Below are 21,649 nucleotides of genomic sequence, written 5' to 3'. Positions count from 1 at the left end.
GTGTCGGGGGGTGCTACGCGGTAGGTCTGCGCAGGATGGTGATGGACTCGTCGATCTTCTTGAACTTCGCGAAGGTTTCCGTCGGCACGCCGAACACGGCGGCGAGGACATCGGGTGGGAGCTTGCTGATCGATGCGCCAATGCCGATGTCGTCCTTGCCTTCTGCGGTGCTCGCGTTGAACACGATCAGCAGCTTGAGGTCTTCGGTGCCCTTGTTCTCGAAGTAGTGCAACGATCCCTGGGGTGCGAAGACCACATCGCCCACCTGAGCGTCGAAGGTTTCGCTATGTCCCTCGGGGTCCAACAGCGTCCATTTCGCGACGCCGCCGGTGATGATGTTGATTTCCCAGGCGCTGGGATGCCAGTGCGGTTCCCGGATTCCGCCCGGCTGCAAGGTCACCATGACGATGCTGGCCTGCTGTCCGGTGAGGATGGGGAAGTTGCCCTCGTGCGCCTGGCGCAGGTCGCCACCGTCGAAGGTCTGCGGCGCCAGGGCGCCAAGGTGAAACATGTGCGGTTGGGCGGTGTTCAGTTCGGCGGGGATGCGGGGATCGCCGAAGCGTGCGGCGTCATCGGTCACGGTCTGATCCTTTATGTCGTCACGGGAGCGCGGGGAAGACAAGGCACGGTCGGTTCCGGCACCGGCGACGGCCGCGACCCCCGCCACTCCGACACCGCCGAGCACGGTACGTCGATTGATCGGCTTCATATGGTGACGGTATGCGCGCCCAGACTAATTGCGAAAGGCGATATAAACGTTTAGTTGAAACGGAAATCGCGATTAATCAGATGGCTGGGCCAGAATGGCCCCACCCAGCCAGCGCGTGAGGAAGCGCCGCAATTCGTCGCGGGAGCGGGTGGCTTCATTCGGGGAGACGAAGAACGACAGCATGATTCGTAGCGCGAACTCCACGAGTCCGCGCTTGGCGTCATGGTCGTATCCGTACCGATTCCAGTCGACGTCAAACCGGCCGAGCATGCGCAGACCGAACGCCTGAGCCTCATCCGAGGTCATATCGCTCGTGTGTGAGTGTGCGTAGGGCTCGGACATCATGATGGCCAAATGCGGTGTGCGAGTGACTTCTTCCAAGGTGTAGAGCACACCCTCGGTGAGCGCCTCGGCGGGATCGGTGATGCCGCGCACCACCTCCGTCAGCCGGTCCAGGAAGCCGTCCACCGAGGCGATGGAAGCGGCATGCATGAGCGCTTCGGCGGTGGGGAAGTACCGGTAGACGGTTTGTCGGATGACACCGAGCTTTGCGGCGACGTCGGCGAGGCTTACCGCCGAGCCGGTCTCGCCGATCAGCTGCACCGCTGCGGCGACAATCCGCTTGGAAGCCTCCTCGTCACTGCTGGGCGGCTGCCCGTCCCATCCGCGCCTACGTGCCATCGTCGAGTCCTCTGGCCGCCAGCATCTGTGCAGCATATCGGCCGTTGACAGCACTCGATTGATCCAGTAATCATACAGAACAACAAATTAATGTCTGATTGTATGTTCAAGTGAGGTGCCTGCCATGACGGAACTCATCGTGCGCAAGTTGCGGTTTGCGTTCGCCGACCACCACGTGCCGTTCCTGTGGAACGAGTCCAACCCCGCGTTTTCGAGCATGGCCAACGCCGTCTCCTTTCTGGCGATCGCGTTCGAGAAGATGATCGGGCAGATGATTCCCGAGGCGATTCCGCTGATTGCCGATCCCGTGATCGCGCAGGAGGCAGAGGCGTTCGTGCGGCAAGAGGGACAGCACTCCATGGGGCATCGTCAGCACGCCAAGGGCCTGATCAAGAGTTACCCGGGCCTCAAGGAAACCCTGGACGAGGTGATCGCCGCCTTCGACGACCTGACCGCCAATAAGCCATTGAAGTACCGGTTGGCGTACACCGCCGACCTGGAGGCGACCTTCACGCCGGTCTTCAAGCTGATGCTGGACCACGACGACAGCTTGTTCGCGCCCGGTGATGATCGCGTCGCCTCGTTGTTCTTATGGCACTTCGTCGAGGAGGTTGAGCACCGGAGCTCAGCCCTGATCATCTATGACGCGGTGGCCAACGATCCGTGGTACCGCATGCGGATGGCCCCGTCGATCTTCAGGCATGTGTGGTCGGTGCTGCGCATCGCGTGCGAAGGATTCAACAAACACGTTCCTCTCGAGGACCGCAAGGTGGATGCTCTGTCGATGTTCGGGATGCAAGCGCGTAAGAAGTCACTGCTGCACCGCCTCCCCTTCGGAGACGCGCCGTACGACGGGCCGATTGAAAACGCCTTCAGGCACCTGCCGGTGCGTGAGGTGATGGTCGCCATGTCGGGCGCGGTGCGCAGCCAGATCCCGGGCCACAATCCGGCGCACGAGAAGCTGCCGGCATTGGCCGACGAATGGTTCGCGCGGTATGAGGCCGGATATGAGGTCACCCAGTGGTACACGGCCGATCAGGTGACGCAGGTAGGAGCCTGACCGTGTCTGATCTGTGTGCGCCGACCTTTGCCGACTTGGCGGCGCGGCTGGGTTTCTCATGCGACACCGCGGGCGGGATCGCCGCTTTCCGCAGTCCGTTCGCGCTGCAGAACTGGACGCTGCCGGTCCTGGAGCTGACCGTGATCGCGGGGGCGGTGCTGGCATTGGTGTACGCGATCATCCGGCTGCGCCGCCACAACGATCCGACGAACATCGTCGTGTGGTTCGGGGCGATCGCCTATCTGTTGATCATCGAACCACCGCTGTACTTTCCCGGGCCGTTCGGCATCAGCGAGCATGTCGATACGATGTTCGCGCACAACGTCTTTACTGTCGATTTTTTGTGGGGCCGACTACCCCTGTACATCATCGCGATCTACCCGATGATGGCCACCGTGGCCTTCGAAATCGTGCGGACACTGGGGGTCTTCCGCCGCTATGGCGTCCTCATCGGAGCGGCGTGCGTCGGCGTGATCCATCATGCGTTCTATGAGATCTTCGACCACCTCGGGCCGCAATTGCGTTGGTGGGAATGGACTCTGGACAATCCGCTGAACAAGCCGTTCTTCGACTCGGTGCCGATGGGCAGTGTGGTCGTCTTCGCGGCGCTGTGGCCGATGTCTCTGGCGTTCTGCGCGCAGCTGTTTGTCGGCCGCTATGTGGACGAAGGAAAATCCTTCACCGGTCCTCAGATCCTCTGGCGCACGGTGGTTATCGGCGTGCTGGCCTCGATCGGTACCGCAGTCCTGCCGATGCCTGCCACCATCGCGGGTGCGATATCGGGCAGTACCGCTGTGGTCGGTGTCGTCTACGCCCTGGAGCTGATCGCCCTGGTAGCGGTGGCGCTACCGGTGCTGATCAAACAGTGGCTCGATGTCCGGCGCACTGGCGCGGACGGCTACACCACGCATCCGGCCATCCTGATCTATGCGGGCAGCTACCTTGCGGTCATGGCGGTGCTGTGGGTGACCGCGCTGCCCGGGTACTTCGGGGCGGCGAATGGTGTGACCACTGCAGGCGATCCGATCGGCAGTCTTGGGTATGCCGCGATTTGTCTCGCCGTTGCCGCGGCGAGCACAATCGCCGCCTGGACCGTCGCCGCACCCGTCCGCCGAGGTGACGTGGCCCAGCGGACGCGCACAATAGTGATTGGCGCCGGCGAATCCTAGAGCCAGTCGGGTCAATTCCGCGCCGCGGATTGTCCAAAGTGGCTATCGCGTACCGCCGGCATTCGGCTCCAGACTCGGTGGATGCGGATGGCATCGACGCGCCCGAATGTTTGTGGGTGGTCTGGGGCAAGGCCGTGACGCGACCAAAGTTTCGCGGCGTGGAACCGGCGCTGGATGAACTGGAGTGGCAAGTAAAGGCCGTCTGTCGCGGAATGTCGACGGATATCTTCTACCACGCCGAAACTCAGCGGGGAGCATTGCGGAAGCAATACGAGGTGCAGGCGAAACGGATCTGCAACGAGTGTCCGGTGCGAAAGCCGTGCGCGGCCCATGCCATAAGAACTGATGAACCACACGGTGTTTGGGGTGCGATGACAACGCGTGAGCGGCGACTGGCCATGACGCGGTCACGGCGCAAGGCCGCCGCGGCGGACCAGGCTACATCTTGATCGACGGCAGTAGCCTCGTCAGATTCCAGAGTTGATTACGCCGGGCCGACAGGCTGGTGATCAGGAGCCCACCCAACGCGATGCAGAGCAGGGTGACCACCGCCTGCCACAGTCTGCCGTCGATACCGCCCAGGATCAGCTGACGTAACCCGTCGACGCCGTACGTCATCGGGTCGTATTTGTGGAGAACCTGGAAGGGTCTCGAGGTGGTCTCCACCGGATACATGCCGCCGGCGCTGACCAGTTGCAACATCAGTAAGGCCATGAGCAGTACGCGCCCGACAGCCGCACCCACCAGTGCGTTGATGGCCTGGGTAGCGGCGACGAACGCGAACGAGATCAGCACCATGAAGGCGAGCATCGCGACCGGGTGAGCGGCGTGCATTCCGAGGGCGAATCGCACCACGCAATACAGGATGATCGCCTGGAAGATCCCGATGGTGGCGGCGGGTAGATAACTGGAGAGCGCCACCCGGATGGGGAGTACCTCCGCGGCGATTGCTCGATTCTGCAAGGGCCGCAGTATCATCCACAGCACCAAGGCCCCGAAGAACAACGCTAGCGTGACGAAGAACGGTGCCATACCGGTACCGAAGTTGGGCGCGGCATTCTCGTGCGAGGTCTCCAGATGCACCGGGCCGCCGATGGTATCGGCGATGGAGTCCTTCTGTTGGGCACTCCAGTTGGGTACCTGCTTGGCCCCATCGGCAAGCTTGGTCGCCAGTTCGGCCGAGCCGGAACGCAGCTGCGAGGTACCCGATTTCAGTTGTTGTGCGCCGTCGTACATTTGGGCGATGCCACTGGCCAATTGCGCATTTCCGGCGGCGAGCTGCTGTGCGCCGTTTCGCATCTGGTTGAGCTTGTTGGTGAGTTCCTGCCCCTTGCCGCCAACCTGATCAAGAGCAGATTTCAGCGGGCTGCCGGGTCCGCGCAGCGTCTCGGTCATCGCGATCGACGCGTTTTCCGCATCGGTCAGCTGCTGGCGAACCTGGGGTGTGAACTGATGTTCGCGCAGCTGGTCCTGGATGCCGCGCAGCGTGTTCGCCGCCGGGTCCTGGCGCCCGGCTAGCTGATCGATCACCGCGGTAAGCGCGTTGGCGGCGTTGTCCTGGGCCTTGGCGATGCCGTCGATCTGATCGTTGGCTTGCCGTAGCGCGTCGGTGCCCTGCTGAAGTTTGTCGGTGCTGCCGCCGATGTTCGCGACCGCCTTACTGACGGTCAGCAGAGGGTCGGTGGCCTGGTTGATGCCGTCGGAGAGCTGCTTGGCGCCGGTGGCCAGTTGCGCAGATCCGGGCCGGGCTGTGTGCAGCCCGTTTGCGAGCTGCCCCGCACCGTCGTCGACCTTAGCCGCGCCGTCCGCGAGCTGCGCAGCGCCGTCAGCGGCCTGCTGGATGCCCGCACCGGAGGAAACCACCACGGACAGAACCTGATTGACGGCCTGGCCGGAGATACGGGTCGAGACGGCATTGAGCACCTGATCGATGGCGGTGCGGCCGATGCTCGAGGAGATGTAGTTGTTGGCGTCGTTGTATACGGCGACCAGATTGGCCTGCTTCGGCTGACCGGTGAGCGGCGAGGCGATGGCCTCACTGAAATCGGGGGGCAGCTCCAACATGAAGTAGTACGTGCCGTGGTCAACCCCATTGCGCGCCTCGTCGAGACTGAGAACATGCCAGTCCATGCTGCCGTCGGCGGTGAGGCTCTTGGAGATTTCCTCGCCGATGTTTACGTGCTGGCCGGAGACGGTGGCGCCCTTGTCGGCGTTGACCAGTGCCACCGGCATCTTGTTGACGTGGCCGAAGGGGTCCCAGTACGCCCACAGATACAGCGCGCCGTACACCAGCGGCAGCAGCATGAGGACCACGATCGCGGCGCGGGTCATTCGGCTGCGGCCGAATCGCTTTATTTCTGAACCAAATGCGAGTCCAGCGAGCATGGGTTAGTCCCTCCCGGTGAGGATGCGGTGGTCGTGCAAGTCGTGGACGGGTGCGTCGATGCCCAAGGGGTTGGTCACTCCGACGACGACGGTGCGGTTCTCGGCGATCACGCCGAGCCGCTCGACGGCCGTGGCGCGGCGCGCGTTGTCGCGGACCTGCTCCAGGTCGCCGACGACCAGAATGGGTCGGTCCGAGAGCAGCGCCAGCGCGATGCGCACGAGGAACAGGTCGAGATCGGACAGTTCGACGATGTAGGTGCCTCCGGACGGCGCCGGGAGCTCACCGAACACCTCGGCCAGCTTGTCGTGTCCGGTATCGGCGGGGACCCGCGAGAACCACGGTGCCAGCCATCGGACCTGTTCGGCGAGAACGGTCTGGACCGTCACGGTCTCTTCGAGCTCGTCGATATCGGCGAAGGCGGCGATGGCACAGTGTCGGCGGATCGCACGCGGGTCGCTGTCGCCCATCACGGTGACGGTGCCGTGGCTGGGCTTGAGTCGGCCGGCCAGTGCCAGTAGCAGCGTGTGCTGCCCCGGTCCGCCGGGCATCTGGATGGCGTGAAACCCCGAGGTGAGTTCCAGGTCGATGCTGGAAAAAAGCGGTCCGTGTTCACCGTCCACACCCAGCCCGGCCGCCGTGATCAGCGCCGGAGCACTCTCCTGGAGAGCGTCGTCTCCTGGCTCCTCGGGTAGGGAGGTATCCGGTTCGTCCGGTGTGGTGTCCGGTTCGTCCTGTGCGTTCACGGGTTGCTCGTTTCAGATCGCGGACTGGCACGTCCATTCGATCAAACACCAGGCTGCCTGGGGAAATCAGTGTGATCTCGGATATTCGCGCTACCGCGAGTGATACTCGCGGTAGGGGTCCCCGTCAAAGCGTTCGCGGGTGACGAACTCGTCGACGGTGTTGCGTCGTAGCTTCCTCAATTGCTTGACGGGCTTGCCGATGGGTAACACGGCGGCCACCGCATATGTATCGGGAATGCCGAGCAGCTCACGCACTTTGGGCTCTTGCGCCACGGCCATGGTGGTCAGGGTGCCACCGAAGCCCTCTGCTCGGGCGGCCAGCAGGATGTTCCACACCAGCGGATAGATCGAGGCTCCACTGATGACGCCGATGCGATCCAGCCCCTGGTCCGTGGCCGCGACCAGTCTCAGGTCCACGCACACGACCAGCACCACCGATGCGGTGCGCAGCGGTTCGAAAACCGACTCGGGAACCCTGGTCGCGGCGACGGTTTCCGGGGCAACGAGGGTGGGACTGACCGGATTCCACGGTGACTCACAGGCCGCGATCTGCGCGAAGTACCGGCGTGCGCCCGGCGTGGTCGCCTCGATCAGGCCCGCACGCGTGGAGGGGTCCCTGATCACGATGATGTGTCCGGCTTGCCGATTGCCTCCGCTGGGAGCGAACCGGGCGTTGTCGAGGATGCGGTCTAACACATTGTCGGGCAATGGTTCCCCGGTGAACTCACGTGCCGCGAAGGTGGTGCGCATGACGTCGTAGAGCTCCATGGCGCCACTCTAGTCAGCTCCCGGGGCGAGCCAACCGTCGCTTGATCTCGTTCTGGAACGACGCCAGGACGCCGCGCACCGCCGACTCGGTGACGGTGACCGGTGTGAGCACCGACTCGGCGAGTCCGACGATCCGCTCGATGCGTGTCATCACGTTCTCCATCCGCTCGACGACGAGCATCATGCGGGGCGTGAGCTCGCCGATGACACCAAGCGTGTCGTTCATGTCGATGAGAACGGCGGACATGTCGGTGAGCACGGTGTCGAGCTGCCCGACGGTGACATCTGCGTTGAGCGCCGCTCTGGCCAGCTTCTGGATGCGCTCACGCCCGGTACGGGAGGCAGCCGGGCTGCCCTTCTCGGGGGTGTCGTCGAGCACCACGCGGCCAGTGTTACAGCTCGATGTGCTCAGTCGTGGTGATGTTCCAGGAGATCTGCCTGATTGATCTTGAATCTCGGCATGAGTAGCCACCTGAGGGTCTGCTGACGCGCGCGGTCGATGAGCTCACCCGAATGTGAGAAGTCGATCGGTGAGATGCGGACCGGACACAGCGGCGGCACCACCCGCAGCGCGACGGTCCGCTCGAAGCGGGCGACGTCTACGGCCAGGCGTTGGTTGATGGCCAGCGTGGTGGCGTGCAGCGCCATGGCCAGCGCGCCTCTCGGAGCTTCGCGAAGTGCGCAGGCATACCCCGTGGGCAGCACCCAGATCTCGTCGGCACCCAACGAAACGGCATGTGAGAGTGGGGTGTTGTTCACCACGCCACCATCGATGAAGACCCGTCCATCGATAGTTACCGGCGGCAGCACGGCAGGCACAGCGGCACTGGCGGCGATCGCGTCGATCGGATCGCCGCTGGACAGCAGAACGTCCTTGCCGGTGAGCACGTCGGTCGCCACGACATGCAGCGGAATGGGAGCGTCTTCAAGCCTGCGAAACTCCAAGTGTTCCTTCAAGAGACGGCGCAGACCCGAATCGGAAACCAGGCTGCGACGACGGCCGATGAATCCGAGGAACCCGGTGTACAGATTGGTGGGGAAGACGTCGCCGCGGGAGAGTGATCGCCAGAGGTCGGCGAGCGCGTTCATGCCGTCCATATCGGATCGCGCGGCCAGCCAGCCGCCGTTCAGCGCACCCACCGACGTTCCGACGATCAGATCGGGGACGACCCCGGCCTCGGTCAAGGCCAGCAGCATGCCGACTTGGATCGACCCGAGGCTGGCGCCACCGGACAACACAAACGCCGTTGTCATAGCGCAACACTAGCGATCTACCGGAGGGCGGTGCCGCCGCACAACCATTCTGGACAGGTGTCTGATTTTCGGTAATAGTGGATGCGGTCCGACCTGTACACGGCCTTGGCCACGAGCAGTTCAGTGTCTGGACACTTGTCTACTTGGAGGTTGGCGTGACCAGCGATCGTGTTCTGGTAACCGGGGCATTCGGCCTGGTGGGGTCCGCTGTCGTGGATGCCCTCGCGGCACGCGGTTGCGTGGTCGTTGCGACGGACCTGGGCACCCCGGGGAACCTTCAGAGTGCCCAGCGTGTTCCGGCCGGGGTCGAGATGCGGTGGGCGGACCTTACGTCCGCGTCCGAGGTCACGTCGTTGGTCGAGTCAACTGCGCCTACCGCGATTGTGCACCTCGCGGCGCTGATCCCACCGTTCTGCTACGCGAATCGGCGCTTGGCACAAGCGGTCAACGTCGGCGCGACGGGTTTCCTGCTGGCCGCTGCCGCGAACCTGGAGTCGTTGCCACGCTTCGTCCTGGCCTCCAGTGTCGCGGTGTATGGCGCCCGGAATCCCTATCGCGACAAGGGATTGCTCACAGCGGACACGCCGGTCAACCCCAGCGACCTCTACGGTGCTCACAAGGTCGCGGCCGAAAATCTGGTGCGGTCCTCGGGTCTGGACTGGGTGGTGCTCCGTCTTGGCGGGGTACTGACGGCGGCCCCTCGCTGGAGTATCGACCCCAGTCTGCTGCGATTCGAGGCGGTGCTTCCCTCGGACGGCCGAATCCAGACCGTCGATGTGCGCGATGTCGCGCAGGCCTTTTGCGCCGCGATATCGACGAGCCACGTGCACGAGGTCTTCCTGATCGGCGGCGACAGCTCTCATCGCACCACCCAGTCGACCGTGGCGTCGGAAACGGCCGCTGCCATGGGGCTTGCCGGTGGCATTCCGGCAGGGCGTCCGGGCGATCCCGACGAGGATCGCAGCTGGTTCGTCACCGATTGGATGGACACGGAACGTTCCCAGCAGGTTCTCGGCTTCCAGCGACATTCGTTACCTGCGATGCATTCCGAGACCAGTGTTGCGGTGGGCTGGAGGCGTGGGCCGCTACGGCTGGCAGCGCCCATCGTGCGTGCCGTGCTGAAAACTCAGTCGCCATACCGCGGGATGGGTGGACAATTCGCCGATCCGTGGCGCGCGATCGAACGGTGCTGGGGCGATCCGCAATACTGAGACGATGCGAAAGGTCGATGGATGAGCGGAATCGAACGGGTCGTCACGCGCGGAACCTTCGAGCTCGACGGCGGCAGCTGGGAAGTCGACAACAACATCTGGATCGTCGGTGAGGGCGATGATGTGGTGGTCTTCGATGCCGCGCATTCGGCAGAGCCGATCATCGAGGCGGTCGCCGGACGCAATGTCGTCGCGGTGGTGTGCACGCACGGCCACAACGACCACATCACCGTCGCCCCGGAGCTGAGTCAGGCCCTGGACGCCCCGGTGCTGCTGCACCCCGCCGACGACATGCTGTGGCGAATGACGCATCAGGACAAAGAGTTCCGCGTTGTCGAAGACGACATGGTGCTGTCGGTCGGCGGCCTGGAACTGCATGCTCTGCACACGCCGGGACATTCCCCGGGCTCGGTGTGCTGGTACGCGCCCGAACTGCGAGCGGTGTTCTCGGGAGACACCCTGTTCCAGGGCGGGCCGGGTGCCACCGGGCGATCGTTCTCCGACTTCCCGACGATCCTGCAGTCCATCTCGGGGCGCCTCGGGCCACTTCCCGCGGACACGGTGGTGTACACCGGCCATGGCGACACGACCACCATCGGCGACGAGATCGTGCACTACGACGATTGGGTGGCGCGCGGCCACTAGCGCGCGGCGGTACGGAACCGGTCGCGGTAGGCCTTCGGGGAGACGCCCAGCTCGCTGACGAACACCCGCCGCAGCGTCTCTGCGCTCCCGAACCCGGCGATGCGCGCGGCGTGAGCGACCGTGCTTCCCGCATCCAAGGCGCCACGGGCCGCGTCGATTCGAACGAGCTCCACGTATCGCGCTGGCGTAGTGCCTAATTCGGTGTGAAAGAGCCGGGTGAGCTGTCGGGTACTCAGCGCTGCTCGTGCGGCCAGCTTCTGCACACTGTGATCGTCAGCAGGGTCGGCGGCGATCGCATCGGTTGCCGGACGTAGTGCCGAACCCGCAGGCGGCGCTGACTCCACGAAGACCGAGAACTGAGACTGTCCGCCCGCGCGCTTGAGATAAACGACCAGCGAGCGGGCCACTTCGCGGACAATGTCCGATCCGTAGTCGTCCTCGACGAGCGCCAGGGCCAAGTCGATACCCGCGGACACCCCGGCCGAGGTGAAAACGTTTGCATCCCTGACGAAGATCGCATCGGGCTCGACGGTGATGCTCGGGAATGCGCGTTGCAGCCGGCCGGTGTGACGCCAGTGCGTGGTGGCGCGCCGACGGTCGAGTACGCCCGCCTGCGCCAGCAGGAAGGCACCCGTACAGATGGATGCGATGCGCCGGCAGCGCGCGGGTATGCGGGTCAGGGCCTCCACAAGTGCGGGGTCCAGTGGGCGCCCGATCAACACGTCTCCGCCCGCCACGAGCACGGTGTCCATGGACTTTATGGAGTCGATCGTCCCGGTCACCGAGAATGGGGACCCGATGGATGTCGCCACGTCCTTACCGTCGACCGAGGCCACCACCAACCGGTAGTTTGCGCCGAATCGATTGGCCTCGGCGAACACCTCGGCAGGCCCGGCCAGATCGAGCAGTTTCATGCCGTCGAACACGACGATCGTGATGAGCCGTTCGTCGGACATGACCTCAGGATCGCAGATGCGCAGCCACGCACGTGTCCGGATCTGTGGGATCAACGGCCGCTTGGCGCCTCTCGCCGGCGAGCAACCTAGCCAGAAACTCGTAGGTGACAGAGTTCCACCAGACAAAGGACATGCCATGACCGAGATTGCCGGAGTCGAGATCCCCGACACGCCGCTGGCGCGCGAGATCACCGAGTACATCCGCGACACCGAGGACGACCTGCTGTTTCACCACTCGCGCCGGGTGTATCTGTTCGGCGCGCTGCAGGGTCAGCGTCGCGGCGTGAAACCCGATCTGGAGCTGCTCTACGCCGGTGCGATGTTCCATGACATCGGCCTCACTGAGGACTTCCGGGAGTCGCAGCTGCGGTTCGAGGTCAACGGCGCCAACGCCGCCCGCGAGTTCCTCACCGAACGCGGGGTGAGTGCCGAGGACGCCCAGAATGTGTGGCTGGCGATCGCGCTGCACACCACGCCCGGGGTCACTGAGTTCCTCAGCCCGGAGGTGGCTCTGGTTACCGCGGGGGTGGAAACCGATGTGGTGGGCATTGAGCGGGATGCGCTGTCTGCCAGAGATTTAGACGCAGTGACGGCGGTGCACCCGCGACCCGATTTCAAGAACAGGATTCTGAACGCCTTCTTCGAGGGCAATCGGCATCGGCCGCGCAGCACATTCGGCAACATGAACGCCGATGTGCTCGCGCATTTCGACCCGTCATTCGTGCGCGACGACCTGGTGGAGTTGATCCGGGCCAACAGCTGGCCGGAGTAGGCCATGGCGCCCTAGAAGGGCGGCGGGTCGTGGGCGGCGAGTGCGGCCAGGGCCGATTCGCGTTGTAATCGTTGGTGGCGGTTGAGGTTTCGTTCTGACTGACGCCGACTGTCGCGTTCTTGTTTCCGGGTGCGCTGGCGGGTCAGGGTGGGGAAGAGGAACCAGCTGGCGGGGGTGGTGACATAGGTGTGCCCCGTCGGCGCCTTCCACAGCACGGTGCCGTCGGGCTCCTGGATCTCGGTCCAGCCGCCGAAGGTCTTGAGGAGATGATGCTTGCGGCACAACGCCTTCAGATTGGTACCGGTGGTGAGCCCACCCACGGCCCAGGGCACGGTGTGGTCGATATCGGAGCGGTCGGCGGCGGCTTCGCAGCCGGGGAATCGACACATCTGGTCGCGGGATCGCACGAAGGCAGCAAGGCTGCCTGAGGGTCGGTACCCGGTGCTGCGGGAATCGGTGAGCGTGCGGGTGCGGGCGCCTGCGGTCTCGGCGCGGGCCTGCTCGGCGGCTAGTACCCCAAATCCTGCGAGGTGGGCGGGGATGTCGTCGTCGCCATCGAGGGTGGATTGGTTGATGACTACGTTGACAACGACCGCGACATCGGCGATATCGCGTCCAGCGCAGTCGGGACGTCCACACGTGCAGCGCATTTGATCAAGACCACGGGTCAACGCGCCGACGGCATCGGCACGGCGCTGGGCCTTGGTACGTGGATCAGCCGGGCACACGGTGTCGGCCAAAAGATCGAGGCGTTTGTCCAGGGCCACGGCGTGGGTGGCTTGCAGCGTGCCCCAGATCTCGGCGAGCGGTTCCCCGTTGCCGAGCGGGCGGATTTCGACATTCCGACTCTCGCTGGCGGATCTGTTGCGCCGCACTGCGTCCCGATCGAAGCGAAGTACCAGCGCATCGAGTGCCACGGTGATGCGCTTATGGGACCAGCGTGTCCAGCGCGGCAGGGCCTGCACGATGGCGGCATCCAACTGGATCACCACCGCGTCGCTATCGACGAGTTCGGTGCGGTTGACGATCAGTGCGACAGTCCGATAGTCAAGATCGCCGGCGGCGAAGCGTTCAGCGACGGCGCTGAGACGGTGCCGCAAAACCTGGGCGTAGCGCATCTGACGAGAGGCCAACGCCTGTGTGATGCCCTGCGCCGCAGCGATTTCAGCGGCAATCCGATCCCAGCGATCCAGCGGGTGCCGGTCACGCTCGTCAGGTTTGTCCAGGTTTGCGTGCCGGTCGACGAGCACACCGATCGCGTCCAGTCGCCGGGCACACGCCTGCGCCTCGGCACGCTGTGCCGACGTGATCACATCGATCAGATCTGCGTCAGGCAATGAATCGAACACATGTTTGAATCTAGTGGAATCTGCTGTGCCGCACCGCGCACTAACCCGCCGTTGGGGATAAACCACGGTTTGTGGATAAACCGGGGAATCCTCTCGTGCGACTTACCGTCGGCGCAGGCGCGCGCCGAGGTTCGTTTTGGCCAGGTCGATGAGCTCGTCGCCGCGCCCCGACAGCAGGGTCCTCGTCGCCCACAAGGAGAAGCCCGCGACCTGCGCGGCGGTGATGGTCGGTGGAATCGAGAGCTCCTGGCGGGCGGTGACTACCTCCACGAGGGCCGGTCCGTCGTGACTGAACGCATCCGACAACGCCGCATCGAGCTCATCGGGGCGTTCCACCCGGACGCCGTGAATCCCGAGCGCCCGCGCCACATCGGCGAATAGCGGGTTATCCAGGGCTGTACCGTAGTTCACGATTCCGGCGGCCTTCATTTCAAGCTCCACGAAACTGAGCGCGCCGTTGTTGAACACCACCATCTTGACGGGCAGTTGCGACTGGGTCAGCGTGATGAGATCTCCCAGCATCATCGCCAACCCGCCGTCGCCGGAGAGCGTGACGATCTGGCGACCACGGTGTGACGCTTGGGCCCCGATTCCCTGAGGTACGGCATTCGCCATGCTGCCGTGGTTGAACGAACCCAGCAGGCGCCGTCGGCCATTCATGGACAGGTAGCGCGCGGCCCAGATGACGGGCGTGCCGACATCAGCGATGAAAACCGCGTCCTCGTCCGCCAGCTCGTCGATCCTGCGCGCGACCAGTTCCGGTCGCACAGGAGTCTGATTGCGATCATCCACCGCCAGCCGATCGAGCTGAGCACGTGTACGCGTGTAGTTCTCTTTCGCGCGTTCCAGATGCTTCCCATCGGAATGGGGAAGGAGTATCGAATTAAGCTGTTGCAAGGTGTCTTTCACCGACCCGACGAGTGGGACATCCACCCGGACACGACGGCCGATGTGTTCACCGCGGATGTCGACCTGCACAACGGTGGCCTTCGATGGATAGAACTGTCGATACGGGAAATCCGTCCCGAGCATCAGCAGCACCTCGGTGTCCTCGAGTGCGTCGTACCCGGAACGGAATCCCAGCAGCCCCGTCATGCCGACGTCGAACGGATTGTCGTACTCGACGAATTCCTTGCCGCGCAACGTGTGCACGATCGGGGCCTGCAGTATGCGTGCTACCTCCAGCAGCTCGGCATGGGCGCCCTCACAGCCGGCCCCGGCGAGAATGGTGACCGCGCTGGACTCGTTCAGCACGCGGACGGCTCGCTCCAGGGCGACTGGGTCCGGCAGGCGTGTCCCAATGCCTGCGACGATCGGCGCCGAGGGTGGCGCCACATCTGTCTTGGCGCTGAGGATGTCTCCGGGGATTGTCAGGACGGCCACACCCCGCTGGTCCAGCGCGGCGCGGATCGCGGTGTCCAAGACGTAGGGCAGCTGCTCCACGCTGCTCACCAGTTCGCTGTACACGCTGCATTCGGCGAACAGATTCTGTGGATGGGTTTCCTGAAAGTAGCCGCTGCCGATTTCAGCGCTGGGGATGTGCGAGGCGATCGCGAGGACGGGAACTCGACTGCGGTGGGCATCAAAGAGGCCGTTGATGAGATGCAGATTGCCCGGGCCGCAGCTGGCAGCACACACCGCGAGCGTGCCCGTCAGCGCCGCCTCGGCCCCCGCGGCGAATGCCGCCGCCTCCTCGTGGCGCACGTGGACCCACTCCACGGTGCCGTCGCGGCGCAGAGCTTCGGTGAAGCCGTTCAACGAGTCGCCGGGCAGGCCATAAATACGTTGAACACCAGCAGCTTTCACGGTATCGACGATGAGTTGTGAGACTGTGCGGGCCATGGTGCCCTCCAAGGGGATGAGGCGATCAGGGGCGGTTAGTTGGAGTTCGCATACGCATCGAGAGCCTCAGCGGCGCAACGGCGTCCGACCTCGATGACCTCGGCGGCTCGGTGAAAGTCCAGGCTCCGACTGACACTGCGGGGGACCTCGATGAGGATATCCGGCGGGTGCGCCGCGAGTTGCATGCGGGCAAGCGAGGACTGCATGACCTCGATGGTCCGGTTCATCACTTCGAAGCTCGTCAGCTTCGCCGCGGGATCTGGTTGGCCCGCGGTTTCGGTGCCATCGGTTTCGAACAGGGCCGAGGTGCTGCGCAGCAGCCGGTTCAGCCACTCTGTCGTCACACGCGGTTCACGGGGCTCGGGGTCCAGGGGCGGCGCCGGAGGGCGCGACTCATCGCCCCCGCTGAGGCTCACCGCCACCCGCAGCTCGGCGTGCACACCGGCCAGCGGCGCAACCGCCATCAGGTCCAGAACGCCGCCGTCTGCCAGCACGCGGCCATCGAGCACGTGCGGAGAGATCATTCCGGGAATCGCGATGGATGCGCGGATGGCGGAGGCCAATGAACCGCGCTGCAGCCATACCGACTTGCCGGCGATCAAGTCGGTGGCCACGGCGGTGAACGGGATCGGCAGGTCTTCGATCGCGACCTCGCCGAGTAGTTCGCGCACCACGTCGAGGATCTTCTCGGCGCGGAAGAAGCCGGGGCTGGTCCATGTCGGGTCCAACAGCCGCAGTACCGCACGTTGGGTCAGCGATGTTGCCCACGAGGTGAATTCGTCGAGTGCCCCGGCGGCTTCCAAGCCGCCCACCAGCGCACCCATCGAGGATCCCGAGATGCCGGAGGTCTCGAAGCCGCGTTCGCGCAACTCCTGGATCACGCCGATATGCGCATACCCGCGGGCCCCGCCGGCGCCCAGTGCCAGCGCGATCTTGGTGCCGGGTGCGCCGGTACTCGCCTCGTCAGTCATCCACTCAATCTTGGCAAGAGCGAAGCCAGGTATCCAGGTGAGGTGTGCGACACCCGTTACTGGCGAGCGTGGGGATCGGAGGCGTTGAGCGTCGCGACGACTTCGTCGTAGTCACCGCGTGCCTCGCCGTAGCGCAGGAACTTCACGCGCTCTACCTGGATCTCTGCGGCGTCGGGCTGGGTCTCCAGCAGGTCGATCACTTCATCGACGAAGTCCTTCAGGGGCATGGCGAAGTCACTGTCTTGCTGCCCCGGCATGAGGTCTGTGCGGACCGCGGGTGGCTGGAGCTCCTTGACCGCGACCCGGGTGTCCGCGAGCTGCAGCCGGATCGACTCACTGAGCATATGGATCGCCGCTTTGGACGCGTTGTAGCTGGGTGTGACCTTCAATGGCGCGAAAGCCAACCCGGACGACACCGTGATGATGGTGGCTTCGGGCTGTGCCTGTAGATGCTCGATGAAGTTGGCGATCAAGCGAATCGGACCGAGCACGTTCGTGGTGACGATCTCCTCGGCCGATTGAAGGAATGACTCGGGGTGGTGCCAGTCTTCGAGGCGCATGATCCCTGCCATCGCGATCAGGACGTTCACACTGGGATGGTCGGCGAGTATCCGTTGGGCGGCGGTGCGAATGCTCTCCGGATCGGCGATGTCGATCTGCACGGTCGAGATGCCCGGATGTTCGGTGCGGATGCGCTCAAGCAGCTCGGTGCGGCGCCCGCCGACTATCACGGTATTGCCCTTGGCCTGCAAGGCCAGCGCGAGTTCCAGGCCGATCCCACTAGTGGCTCCGGGAATGAACACCGTGTTGTCCGTGATCTTCATCGTCAGACCCTCCTGTTTGATTATGTGTACGTTCCGTACATATATGTAATGTACGGTACGTACACATAGTTGGCAAGGAGTGGGAGACGATGGTGACTGCGACGGGGGACGAGGTGAAGCAGCCGCGTCGGGGGCGACGGCCGGCCCACGAGGTGCGCGACGAAGTACTTCAGGCCGCGGGCGACCTGCTGTTCGCCGAGGGGATGAGTGGATTCACGATTGACAAAGTCGCTGCCCTTTCCGGTGCCAGCAAGATGACGATCTACAAGTGGTGGCCGTCCAAGGGGGCTCTCGCGCTCGACGGCTACTTCCGGCGGGTCGCACCGGAGTTGGGCTTCCCCGACACCGGGGAGATCGAGCGTGACCTCCGCATCCAACTGCATGCGTTTCTGGGCGTCATCCGGGACACGGTTGGGGGCGGGATCATCGGTGAACTCATGGGTCAGGCCCAAGTGGATCCGGAGCTCAAAGCCGCTTTTCTGCAACGATATTCGGGGCCCCGTCGTGCCCTCGCGGTGACGGCGATCCGTCGGGCCCAGGACCGCGGCCAGCTCGGCGCGAAGGTGGATCCCGAGGTCGTCGTGGACCAACTGTGGGGCGCCTGCTACCACCGGCTGCTGATACCCGACCAGCCGCTGACCGAGGAATTTGTGGATGCCTTGCTCACCAATCTGTTTCAGGGGATCAAATCCAGATGAATCCAGGTACGGGAATAAGCCCGACAGATGGTGGGTTTTGACGCGGTATGCCACGTCAGTTCACCGAAGCAGAACGCCAGGAGTTTCTCGCGGCCAAGCACATCGCCGTGCTGTCGGTTGCGGCCGACAAGGGACGCCCGCCGGCCAGCGTGCCGATCTGGTACGGCTATACGCCCGGTGGAGACATTCAGATCAATACCAGTGCGGGTAACCGCAAGGCACGCCTGATCGAGCAGGCCGGCGCGGTCACGCTGACGGTGCAGCACGAAGAGCCGCCGTATCAGTACGTCATCGTCGAGGGAACGGTTGTCGACACGGAGCGGCCCGCCTCGGCAGATGTACGGGAAGCCATCGCCATTCGCTATCTCGGTGAGGAGGCAGGGCGGGAGTTCGCGCGCGGATACGACGACGCCGACACCGTGCTGTTCGTCGTGCGGCCCGATCGCTGGTTTACCGCGGACTTCTCGGGCGAGCTCTGAGCTAGGGCCGGTAGGCCCGAGTCGTCGTGCCTAGGCGAGAGCCAGGAACAGTTTCTCGAGTTCGGCCTCGGTCATGGGCGCGGTGTCTCCGTTGCGATCGGCGGTGATGCATTCCCGCAGACCCGTGGCGACGATCTTGAATCCGGCGCGGTCGAGCGCTCGTGATACGGCGGCCAGCTGAGTCACGACGTCTTTGCAGTCGCGCCCGTTTTCGATCATGTTGATCACGCCGCCCAGCTGCCCTTGGGCCCGGCGCAGTCTGCTGAGGATCGCGGTGATGCTGTCTTGATCGTCGATCATGTCTTTACCTTTCGAGGGCGCCTAGCTACTGGCACTATACCCTCCTGGGTATCGCGCGCTTGCGGACTCTCAATGGCCACCAGAACCAGGGGCCGAGCAGCCCGGCGATGGACGGGGTCATCAGCGAGCGCACGATGAGTGTGTCGAACAGTAGGCCCAGGCCGATGGTGCTTCCGGCCTGGCCGATCGAGCTCAAATCGCTTGCTGCCATGGACATCATGGTGAATGCGAACACCAGTCCCGCGGACGTGACGACGCTGCCGGTTTCTCCCATTGAGCGGATGATGCCGGTCTTGAGTCCCGCACCGATCTCTTCCTGGAATCGCGATACGAGCAGCAAGTTGTAGTCCGAGCCGACAGCCAGCAGGATGATCAGTCCGAAGACGGGCGCGATCCAGTTGAGCTCGAGGCCGAAAATGTGCTGCCACACCAGCACCGAGAGTCCGAATGCGGCGCCGAGGGACAGCAGGACGGTGCCGACGATGACCAGCGAGGCGACCAGCGCTCGTGTGATGACCATCATCACGACGAAAATTAGTGTCAGGGCTGCGATTCCGACGATAAGAAGGTCGTAGTGAGAGCCGGATTGGATGTCGCGGTAGATCGCGGCGGTACCGGTGAGGTAGAACGTGGCGTCAGTCAGGGTGGTTCCCTTGACGGCTTGATGGGCGGCCTCCAACTCGGAGATGACTGAGGAGATTCCCGCGGGGGTGGCCGGGTCCTTGTCGTGGGTGATGACGAATCGTGCGGCTTTGCCGTCGGGGGACAGGAATAGCTTTAGGCCGCGCTGAAAGTCGTTATTCTGGAACGCTTCTGGCGGCAGGTAGAAGTAGTCGCCGCTCCGGGAGGCGTCGAAGGCTTGCCCCATCGCGCTGGCGGTGTCGGTCATCTGAGCCATCTGTGTCACCAGGCTCGAGAAGCTGCTGTGCATTGTCAGCAGGCTCCCGCGCATGGACTTGGCCACGGCGATGATCGGTGGGAACTGGGCGGTCATTTGGGGAATGACTGCGTCGATACTTCCGACGCCTGCGGTCAGTGCGCGCATTTTGTCGCTGAACGTATCGACGCCGTCGATCGCGTCGAACACCGACCTTATGGCCGAACATGCCGGGATATCGAAACAGTGCTGCTCCCAGTAGGAATAGTTGCGCAGCGGCCGTATCACGTCATCGAAGTCGGCCAGATGGTCCCGAATTTCGTTCAGCGTCGCCATCGCGTCTGCCATATCCGCTGTCATGCGGTGGGTCGCGTTGCTCATCTGGCCCAGCAGGGATTGCATGCGCTCCATGGAGCCGATCACGGCGCCGAGATCGCTGCTCATGCTGAGCATGTCGGCTGTACGGTCCTTCATGAATTGAAGGTTCTGCTGGATCGGAATCGACTGGGCACTGATCTGGAAGGGTATGGAGGTGTGCTCAATCGGCCCGCCCAGGGGGCGGGTGATGCTTTGTACCATCGCGATTCCCGGCGAACGGAACACGTCCTTGGCAATCTTATCCAGGATGATCATGTCGCCGGCGTTACGCATGTCGTGATCGCTTTCGACCATCAGAATGTCGGGATTCATTGTGGCGGCAGAGAAATGGCGCTCAGCGGCTGCGTAGCCGACGTTCGACGGCAGGTCGGCCGGTATGTAGAACCGGTCGTTGTAGCTCACCTTCATGGTCGGCATGATGGCGATACCGATGAGCGCTATGGCCAGTGAGGCGGCAAATACCGCGCCGGGCCAGCGCACCGTGGCGGTGCCGATACGCCGCCAGCGCCGAACCTTCACAGCCCGCTTGGGATCAAGCAGCCCAAAGCGGCTGGCTATGACAACAACGGCGGGCGCAGCGGTGAGGGCGCCCGCGACAACGACAAGCAGCCCCAGTGCGGACGGGATGCCTAGTGCCTTGAAGTACGACAGTCGCGCGAGATGCAAACACAACGTGGCACCGGCGATGGTCAGACCTGAGCCCAGGATGATATGGAAGGTACCCCGGAACATGGTGTAATACGCGGTTTCTCGGTCCTGCCCGGCTTGGCGCGCTTCCTGATAGCGGCCGATGAGAAAGATGGCGTAGTCGGTCCCCGCGGCGATCGCCAACGACGACAACATGGCCACCACGAATGTCGAGAATCCTAGGAGGTCGTAGTTTCCGAGAATCGCGACAACACCCCTGGCGGTGCCCATCTCGAAGCCGACCATGACCAAAACCAGCAACATCGTGCTGACGGAGCGGTACGTGATGAGAAGCATGAGCATGATGACCGCGCCCGTCACGCCCATCATGATGAGCATGCTCTTATCAGCGGCCTCATTCATGTCCGTGGTCAGCGCCGCCGGGCCGGTGACGTAGACCTTGAGGCCCGGCGGTGGGGCGGAGTTGTCCACAATTGTGCGGACCGCTGCCACCGACTTGTTGCCTAGCGTGCTGCCCTGGTCGCCGGCCAGATTGAGCTGGACATATGCGGCCTTGCCGTCGCGGCTCTGCGCGCCGGCTGCAGTCAGCGGGTCCCCCCACACGTCCTGTACGTGTTGCACATGCTCGGGGTCGGCGCGCAGCGCGTGCACCAAGGTGTCGTAGTAATGGTGTGCCTGCTCGCCGAGTTCTCCGTCGCCCTCGAGCACGATCATCGCGATGCTGTCGGAGTCTGATTCGTGGTACTTCTGGCCGATGTGTTTAGCCGCGATCATTGCCGGCGCATCATGCGGCGACATCGTCACCGCGTGATCTCTTGCCACCGATTCAATCGGTGGCACAAGCAGGTTCACTGCCACGGTCAGTAATAGCCAGGCCAGCACAATGGGGACAGCGAATTGGCGAACACATCGCATGAGCGCCGGACGTT

Annotated in this window: 22 protein-coding genes; 8 read left to right on the top strand and 14 right to left on the bottom strand. The window is 63.8% G+C overall.

From position 1 onward, the window contains the following. Positions 1 to 13: 13 nt before the first annotated feature. A complete protein-coding gene (locus DSM43276_RS22965) occupies positions 14 to 709 on the bottom strand; it encodes a cupin domain-containing protein (protein WP_078328674.1) in 696 nt (231 codons plus the stop codon). 72 nt (positions 710 to 781) lie between these two features. After that, the gene (locus DSM43276_RS22960; protein WP_078328673.1) at positions 782 to 1,390 is read right to left on the bottom strand and encodes a TetR/AcrR family transcriptional regulator; all 609 of its coding nucleotides are present in this window, start codon (positions 1,388 to 1,390) and stop codon (positions 782 to 784) included. A gap of 124 nt (positions 1,391 to 1,514) precedes the next feature. On the opposite strand from DSM43276_RS22960, the gene DSM43276_RS22955 reads away from it, so the two are divergent. From DSM43276_RS22955 to DSM43276_RS24035, 3 genes are read left to right on the top strand one after another with little or no spacing between them, the layout of a single operon-like run. Then, positions 1,515 to 2,450, top strand: coding sequence for a metal-dependent hydrolase (locus tag DSM43276_RS22955; protein ID WP_078328672.1), 936 nt, complete (start codon positions 1,515 to 1,517; stop codon positions 2,448 to 2,450). Between the two features lie 2 nt (positions 2,451 to 2,452). Then, entirely contained in the window at positions 2,453 to 3,619 is a 1,167-nt protein-coding gene (locus DSM43276_RS22950) for a hypothetical protein (protein WP_078328671.1), read from the top strand. 38 nt (positions 3,620 to 3,657) lie between these two features. Further along, a complete protein-coding gene (locus DSM43276_RS24035; RefSeq protein ID WP_078328670.1) occupies positions 3,658 to 4,068 on the top strand; it encodes a WhiB family transcriptional regulator in 411 nt (136 codons plus the stop codon). On the opposite strand, the gene DSM43276_RS22940 is transcribed toward DSM43276_RS24035, so the two are convergent. The 5 genes from DSM43276_RS22940 to DSM43276_RS22920 all read right to left on the bottom strand — a co-directional run bounded on the left by DSM43276_RS22940 (position 4,058) and on the right by DSM43276_RS22920 (position 8,770). Beyond that, positions 4,058 to 6,004, bottom strand: a complete 1,947-nt coding sequence (locus DSM43276_RS22940) for a YhgE/Pip domain-containing protein (RefSeq protein WP_078328669.1) — start codon at positions 6,002 to 6,004, stop codon at positions 4,058 to 4,060. The two genes, DSM43276_RS24035 and DSM43276_RS22940, sit on opposite strands and share 11 nt — an antisense overlap. A gap of 3 nt (positions 6,005 to 6,007) precedes the next feature. After that, positions 6,008 to 6,748 (bottom strand): hypothetical protein, encoded by a 741-nt coding sequence (locus tag DSM43276_RS22935; RefSeq protein WP_078328668.1) that lies wholly within the window; start codon positions 6,746 to 6,748, stop codon positions 6,008 to 6,010. Between the two features lie 90 nt (positions 6,749 to 6,838). Further along, on the bottom strand, positions 6,839 to 7,516 hold the full coding sequence (locus DSM43276_RS22930; protein ID WP_078328667.1) for a nitroreductase family protein: 678 nt from the start codon (positions 7,514 to 7,516) through the stop codon (positions 6,839 to 6,841). Between the two features lie 13 nt (positions 7,517 to 7,529). Further along, positions 7,530 to 7,898 (bottom strand): ATPase, encoded by a 369-nt coding sequence (locus DSM43276_RS22925; RefSeq protein ID WP_234802974.1) that lies wholly within the window; start codon positions 7,896 to 7,898, stop codon positions 7,530 to 7,532. Between the two features lie 26 nt (positions 7,899 to 7,924). Further along, positions 7,925 to 8,770: a patatin-like phospholipase family protein gene (locus DSM43276_RS22920; RefSeq protein ID WP_078328666.1), complete on the bottom strand. Its 846-nt coding sequence runs from the start codon at positions 8,768 to 8,770 to the stop codon at positions 7,925 to 7,927. A 155-nt stretch (positions 8,771 to 8,925) separates the two neighbouring features. Here DSM43276_RS22920 and DSM43276_RS22915 point away from each other — a divergent pair, with 155 nt between their 5' ends. Together DSM43276_RS22915 and DSM43276_RS22910 are read left to right on the top strand one after the other, a co-directional pair. Then, a complete protein-coding gene (locus DSM43276_RS22915) occupies positions 8,926 to 9,981 on the top strand; it encodes an NAD-dependent epimerase/dehydratase family protein (RefSeq protein ID WP_234802973.1) in 1,056 nt (351 codons plus the stop codon). Between the two features lie 21 nt (positions 9,982 to 10,002). After that, on the top strand, positions 10,003 to 10,626 hold the full coding sequence (locus DSM43276_RS22910; protein WP_078328665.1) for an MBL fold metallo-hydrolase: 624 nt from the start codon (positions 10,003 to 10,005) through the stop codon (positions 10,624 to 10,626). On the opposite strand, the gene DSM43276_RS22905 is transcribed toward DSM43276_RS22910, so the two are convergent. Continuing rightward, the gene (locus DSM43276_RS22905) at positions 10,623 to 11,582 is read right to left on the bottom strand and encodes a GlxA family transcriptional regulator (RefSeq protein ID WP_078328769.1); all 960 of its coding nucleotides are present in this window, start codon (positions 11,580 to 11,582) and stop codon (positions 10,623 to 10,625) included. The two genes, DSM43276_RS22910 and DSM43276_RS22905, sit on opposite strands and share 4 nt — an antisense overlap. A 136-nt stretch (positions 11,583 to 11,718) precedes the next feature. On the opposite strand from DSM43276_RS22905, the gene DSM43276_RS22900 reads away from it, so the two are divergent. Next, positions 11,719 to 12,354: an HD domain-containing protein gene (locus DSM43276_RS22900; RefSeq protein ID WP_078328664.1), complete on the top strand. Its 636-nt coding sequence runs from the start codon at positions 11,719 to 11,721 to the stop codon at positions 12,352 to 12,354. An 11-nt stretch (positions 12,355 to 12,365) separates the two neighbouring features. Here DSM43276_RS22900 and DSM43276_RS22895 read toward each other — a convergent pair whose 3' ends face one another. From DSM43276_RS22895 to DSM43276_RS22880, 4 genes are all read right to left on the bottom strand, one after another. Beyond that, complete coding sequence (locus DSM43276_RS22895) at positions 12,366 to 13,703, bottom strand: HNH endonuclease signature motif containing protein (protein WP_078328663.1); 1,338 nt, start codon at positions 13,701 to 13,703, stop codon at positions 12,366 to 12,368. Between the two features lie 102 nt (positions 13,704 to 13,805). Further along, positions 13,806 to 15,545, bottom strand: a complete 1,740-nt coding sequence (gene poxB, locus DSM43276_RS22890; protein WP_078328662.1) for a ubiquinone-dependent pyruvate dehydrogenase — start codon at positions 15,543 to 15,545, stop codon at positions 13,806 to 13,808. A gap of 35 nt (positions 15,546 to 15,580) precedes the next feature. Further along, positions 15,581 to 16,516, bottom strand: coding sequence for a patatin-like phospholipase family protein (locus DSM43276_RS22885; RefSeq protein ID WP_078328660.1), 936 nt, complete (start codon positions 16,514 to 16,516; stop codon positions 15,581 to 15,583). 56 nt (positions 16,517 to 16,572) lie between these two features. Further along, a complete protein-coding gene (locus DSM43276_RS22880; protein ID WP_078328659.1) occupies positions 16,573 to 17,340 on the bottom strand; it encodes an SDR family oxidoreductase in 768 nt (255 codons plus the stop codon). Positions 17,341 to 17,492: 152 nt separating this feature from the next. Here DSM43276_RS22880 and DSM43276_RS22875 point away from each other — a divergent pair, with 152 nt between their 5' ends. After that, positions 17,493 to 18,038, top strand: coding sequence for a TetR/AcrR family transcriptional regulator (locus DSM43276_RS22875; RefSeq protein WP_234802976.1), 546 nt, complete (start codon positions 17,493 to 17,495; stop codon positions 18,036 to 18,038). A 47-nt stretch (positions 18,039 to 18,085) separates the two neighbouring features. After that, on the top strand, positions 18,086 to 18,517 hold the full coding sequence (locus tag DSM43276_RS22870; protein ID WP_078328656.1) for a pyridoxamine 5'-phosphate oxidase family protein: 432 nt from the start codon (positions 18,086 to 18,088) through the stop codon (positions 18,515 to 18,517). A gap of 30 nt (positions 18,518 to 18,547) precedes the next feature. Here DSM43276_RS22870 and DSM43276_RS22865 read toward each other — a convergent pair whose 3' ends face one another. Together DSM43276_RS22865 and DSM43276_RS22860 are read right to left on the bottom strand one after the other, a co-directional pair. Further along, a complete protein-coding gene (locus tag DSM43276_RS22865; RefSeq protein ID WP_078328654.1) occupies positions 18,548 to 18,817 on the bottom strand; it encodes a metal-sensitive transcriptional regulator in 270 nt (89 codons plus the stop codon). Between the two features lie 34 nt (positions 18,818 to 18,851). Continuing rightward, positions 18,852 to 21,635, bottom strand: a complete 2,784-nt coding sequence (locus DSM43276_RS22860; protein WP_169053130.1) for an MMPL/RND family transporter — start codon at positions 21,633 to 21,635, stop codon at positions 18,852 to 18,854. Positions 21,636 to 21,649 lie beyond the last annotated feature (14 nt).

The organism is Mycobacteroides salmoniphilum, assembly GCF_004924335.1.
In the GTDB taxonomy this organism is placed as follows: Bacteria; Actinomycetota; Actinomycetes; order Mycobacteriales; family Mycobacteriaceae; genus Mycobacterium; species Mycobacterium salmoniphilum.
Note: the sequence above shows the minus strand (reverse complement) of the source record. Positions and strands in the feature narration are given on the sequence as shown.

Excerpts from the sequence above, each read along its gene's own strand:
- DSM43276_RS22965 (WP_078328674.1), bottom strand. The coding sequence starts at position 709 with ATGAAGCCGATCAATCGACGTACCGTGCTCGGCGGTGTCGGAGTGGCG.
- DSM43276_RS22960 (WP_078328673.1), bottom strand. The coding sequence starts at position 1,390 with ATGGCACGTAGGCGCGGATGGGACGGGCAGCCGCCCAGCAGTGACGAG.
- DSM43276_RS22955 (WP_078328672.1), top strand. The coding sequence starts at position 1,515 with ATGACGGAACTCATCGTGCGCAAGTTGCGGTTTGCGTTCGCCGACCAC.
- DSM43276_RS22940 (WP_078328669.1), bottom strand. The coding sequence starts at position 6,004 with ATGCTCGCTGGACTCGCATTTGGTTCAGAAATAAAGCGATTCGGCCGC.
- DSM43276_RS22930 (WP_078328667.1), bottom strand. The coding sequence starts at position 7,516 with ATGGAGCTCTACGACGTCATGCGCACCACCTTCGCGGCACGTGAGTTC.
- DSM43276_RS22920 (WP_078328666.1), bottom strand. The coding sequence starts at position 8,770 with ATGACAACGGCGTTTGTGTTGTCCGGTGGCGCCAGCCTCGGGTCGATC.
- DSM43276_RS22910 (WP_078328665.1), top strand. The coding sequence starts at position 10,003 with ATGAGCGGAATCGAACGGGTCGTCACGCGCGGAACCTTCGAGCTCGAC.
- DSM43276_RS22905 (WP_078328769.1), bottom strand. The coding sequence starts at position 11,582 with ATGTCCGACGAACGGCTCATCACGATCGTCGTGTTCGACGGCATGAAA.
- DSM43276_RS22900 (WP_078328664.1), top strand. The coding sequence starts at position 11,719 with ATGACCGAGATTGCCGGAGTCGAGATCCCCGACACGCCGCTGGCGCGC.
- poxB (WP_078328662.1), bottom strand. The coding sequence starts at position 15,545 with ATGGCCCGCACAGTCTCACAACTCATCGTCGATACCGTGAAAGCTGCT.
- DSM43276_RS22885 (WP_078328660.1), bottom strand. The coding sequence starts at position 16,516 with ATGACTGACGAGGCGAGTACCGGCGCACCCGGCACCAAGATCGCGCTG.
- DSM43276_RS22880 (WP_078328659.1), bottom strand. The coding sequence starts at position 17,340 with ATGAAGATCACGGACAACACGGTGTTCATTCCCGGAGCCACTAGTGGG.
- DSM43276_RS22870 (WP_078328656.1), top strand. The coding sequence starts at position 18,086 with ATGCCACGTCAGTTCACCGAAGCAGAACGCCAGGAGTTTCTCGCGGCC.
- DSM43276_RS22865 (WP_078328654.1), bottom strand. The coding sequence starts at position 18,817 with ATGATCGACGATCAAGACAGCATCACCGCGATCCTCAGCAGACTGCGC.
- DSM43276_RS22860 (WP_169053130.1), bottom strand. The coding sequence starts at position 21,635 with ATGCGATGTGTTCGCCAATTCGCTGTCCCCATTGTGCTGGCCTGGCTA.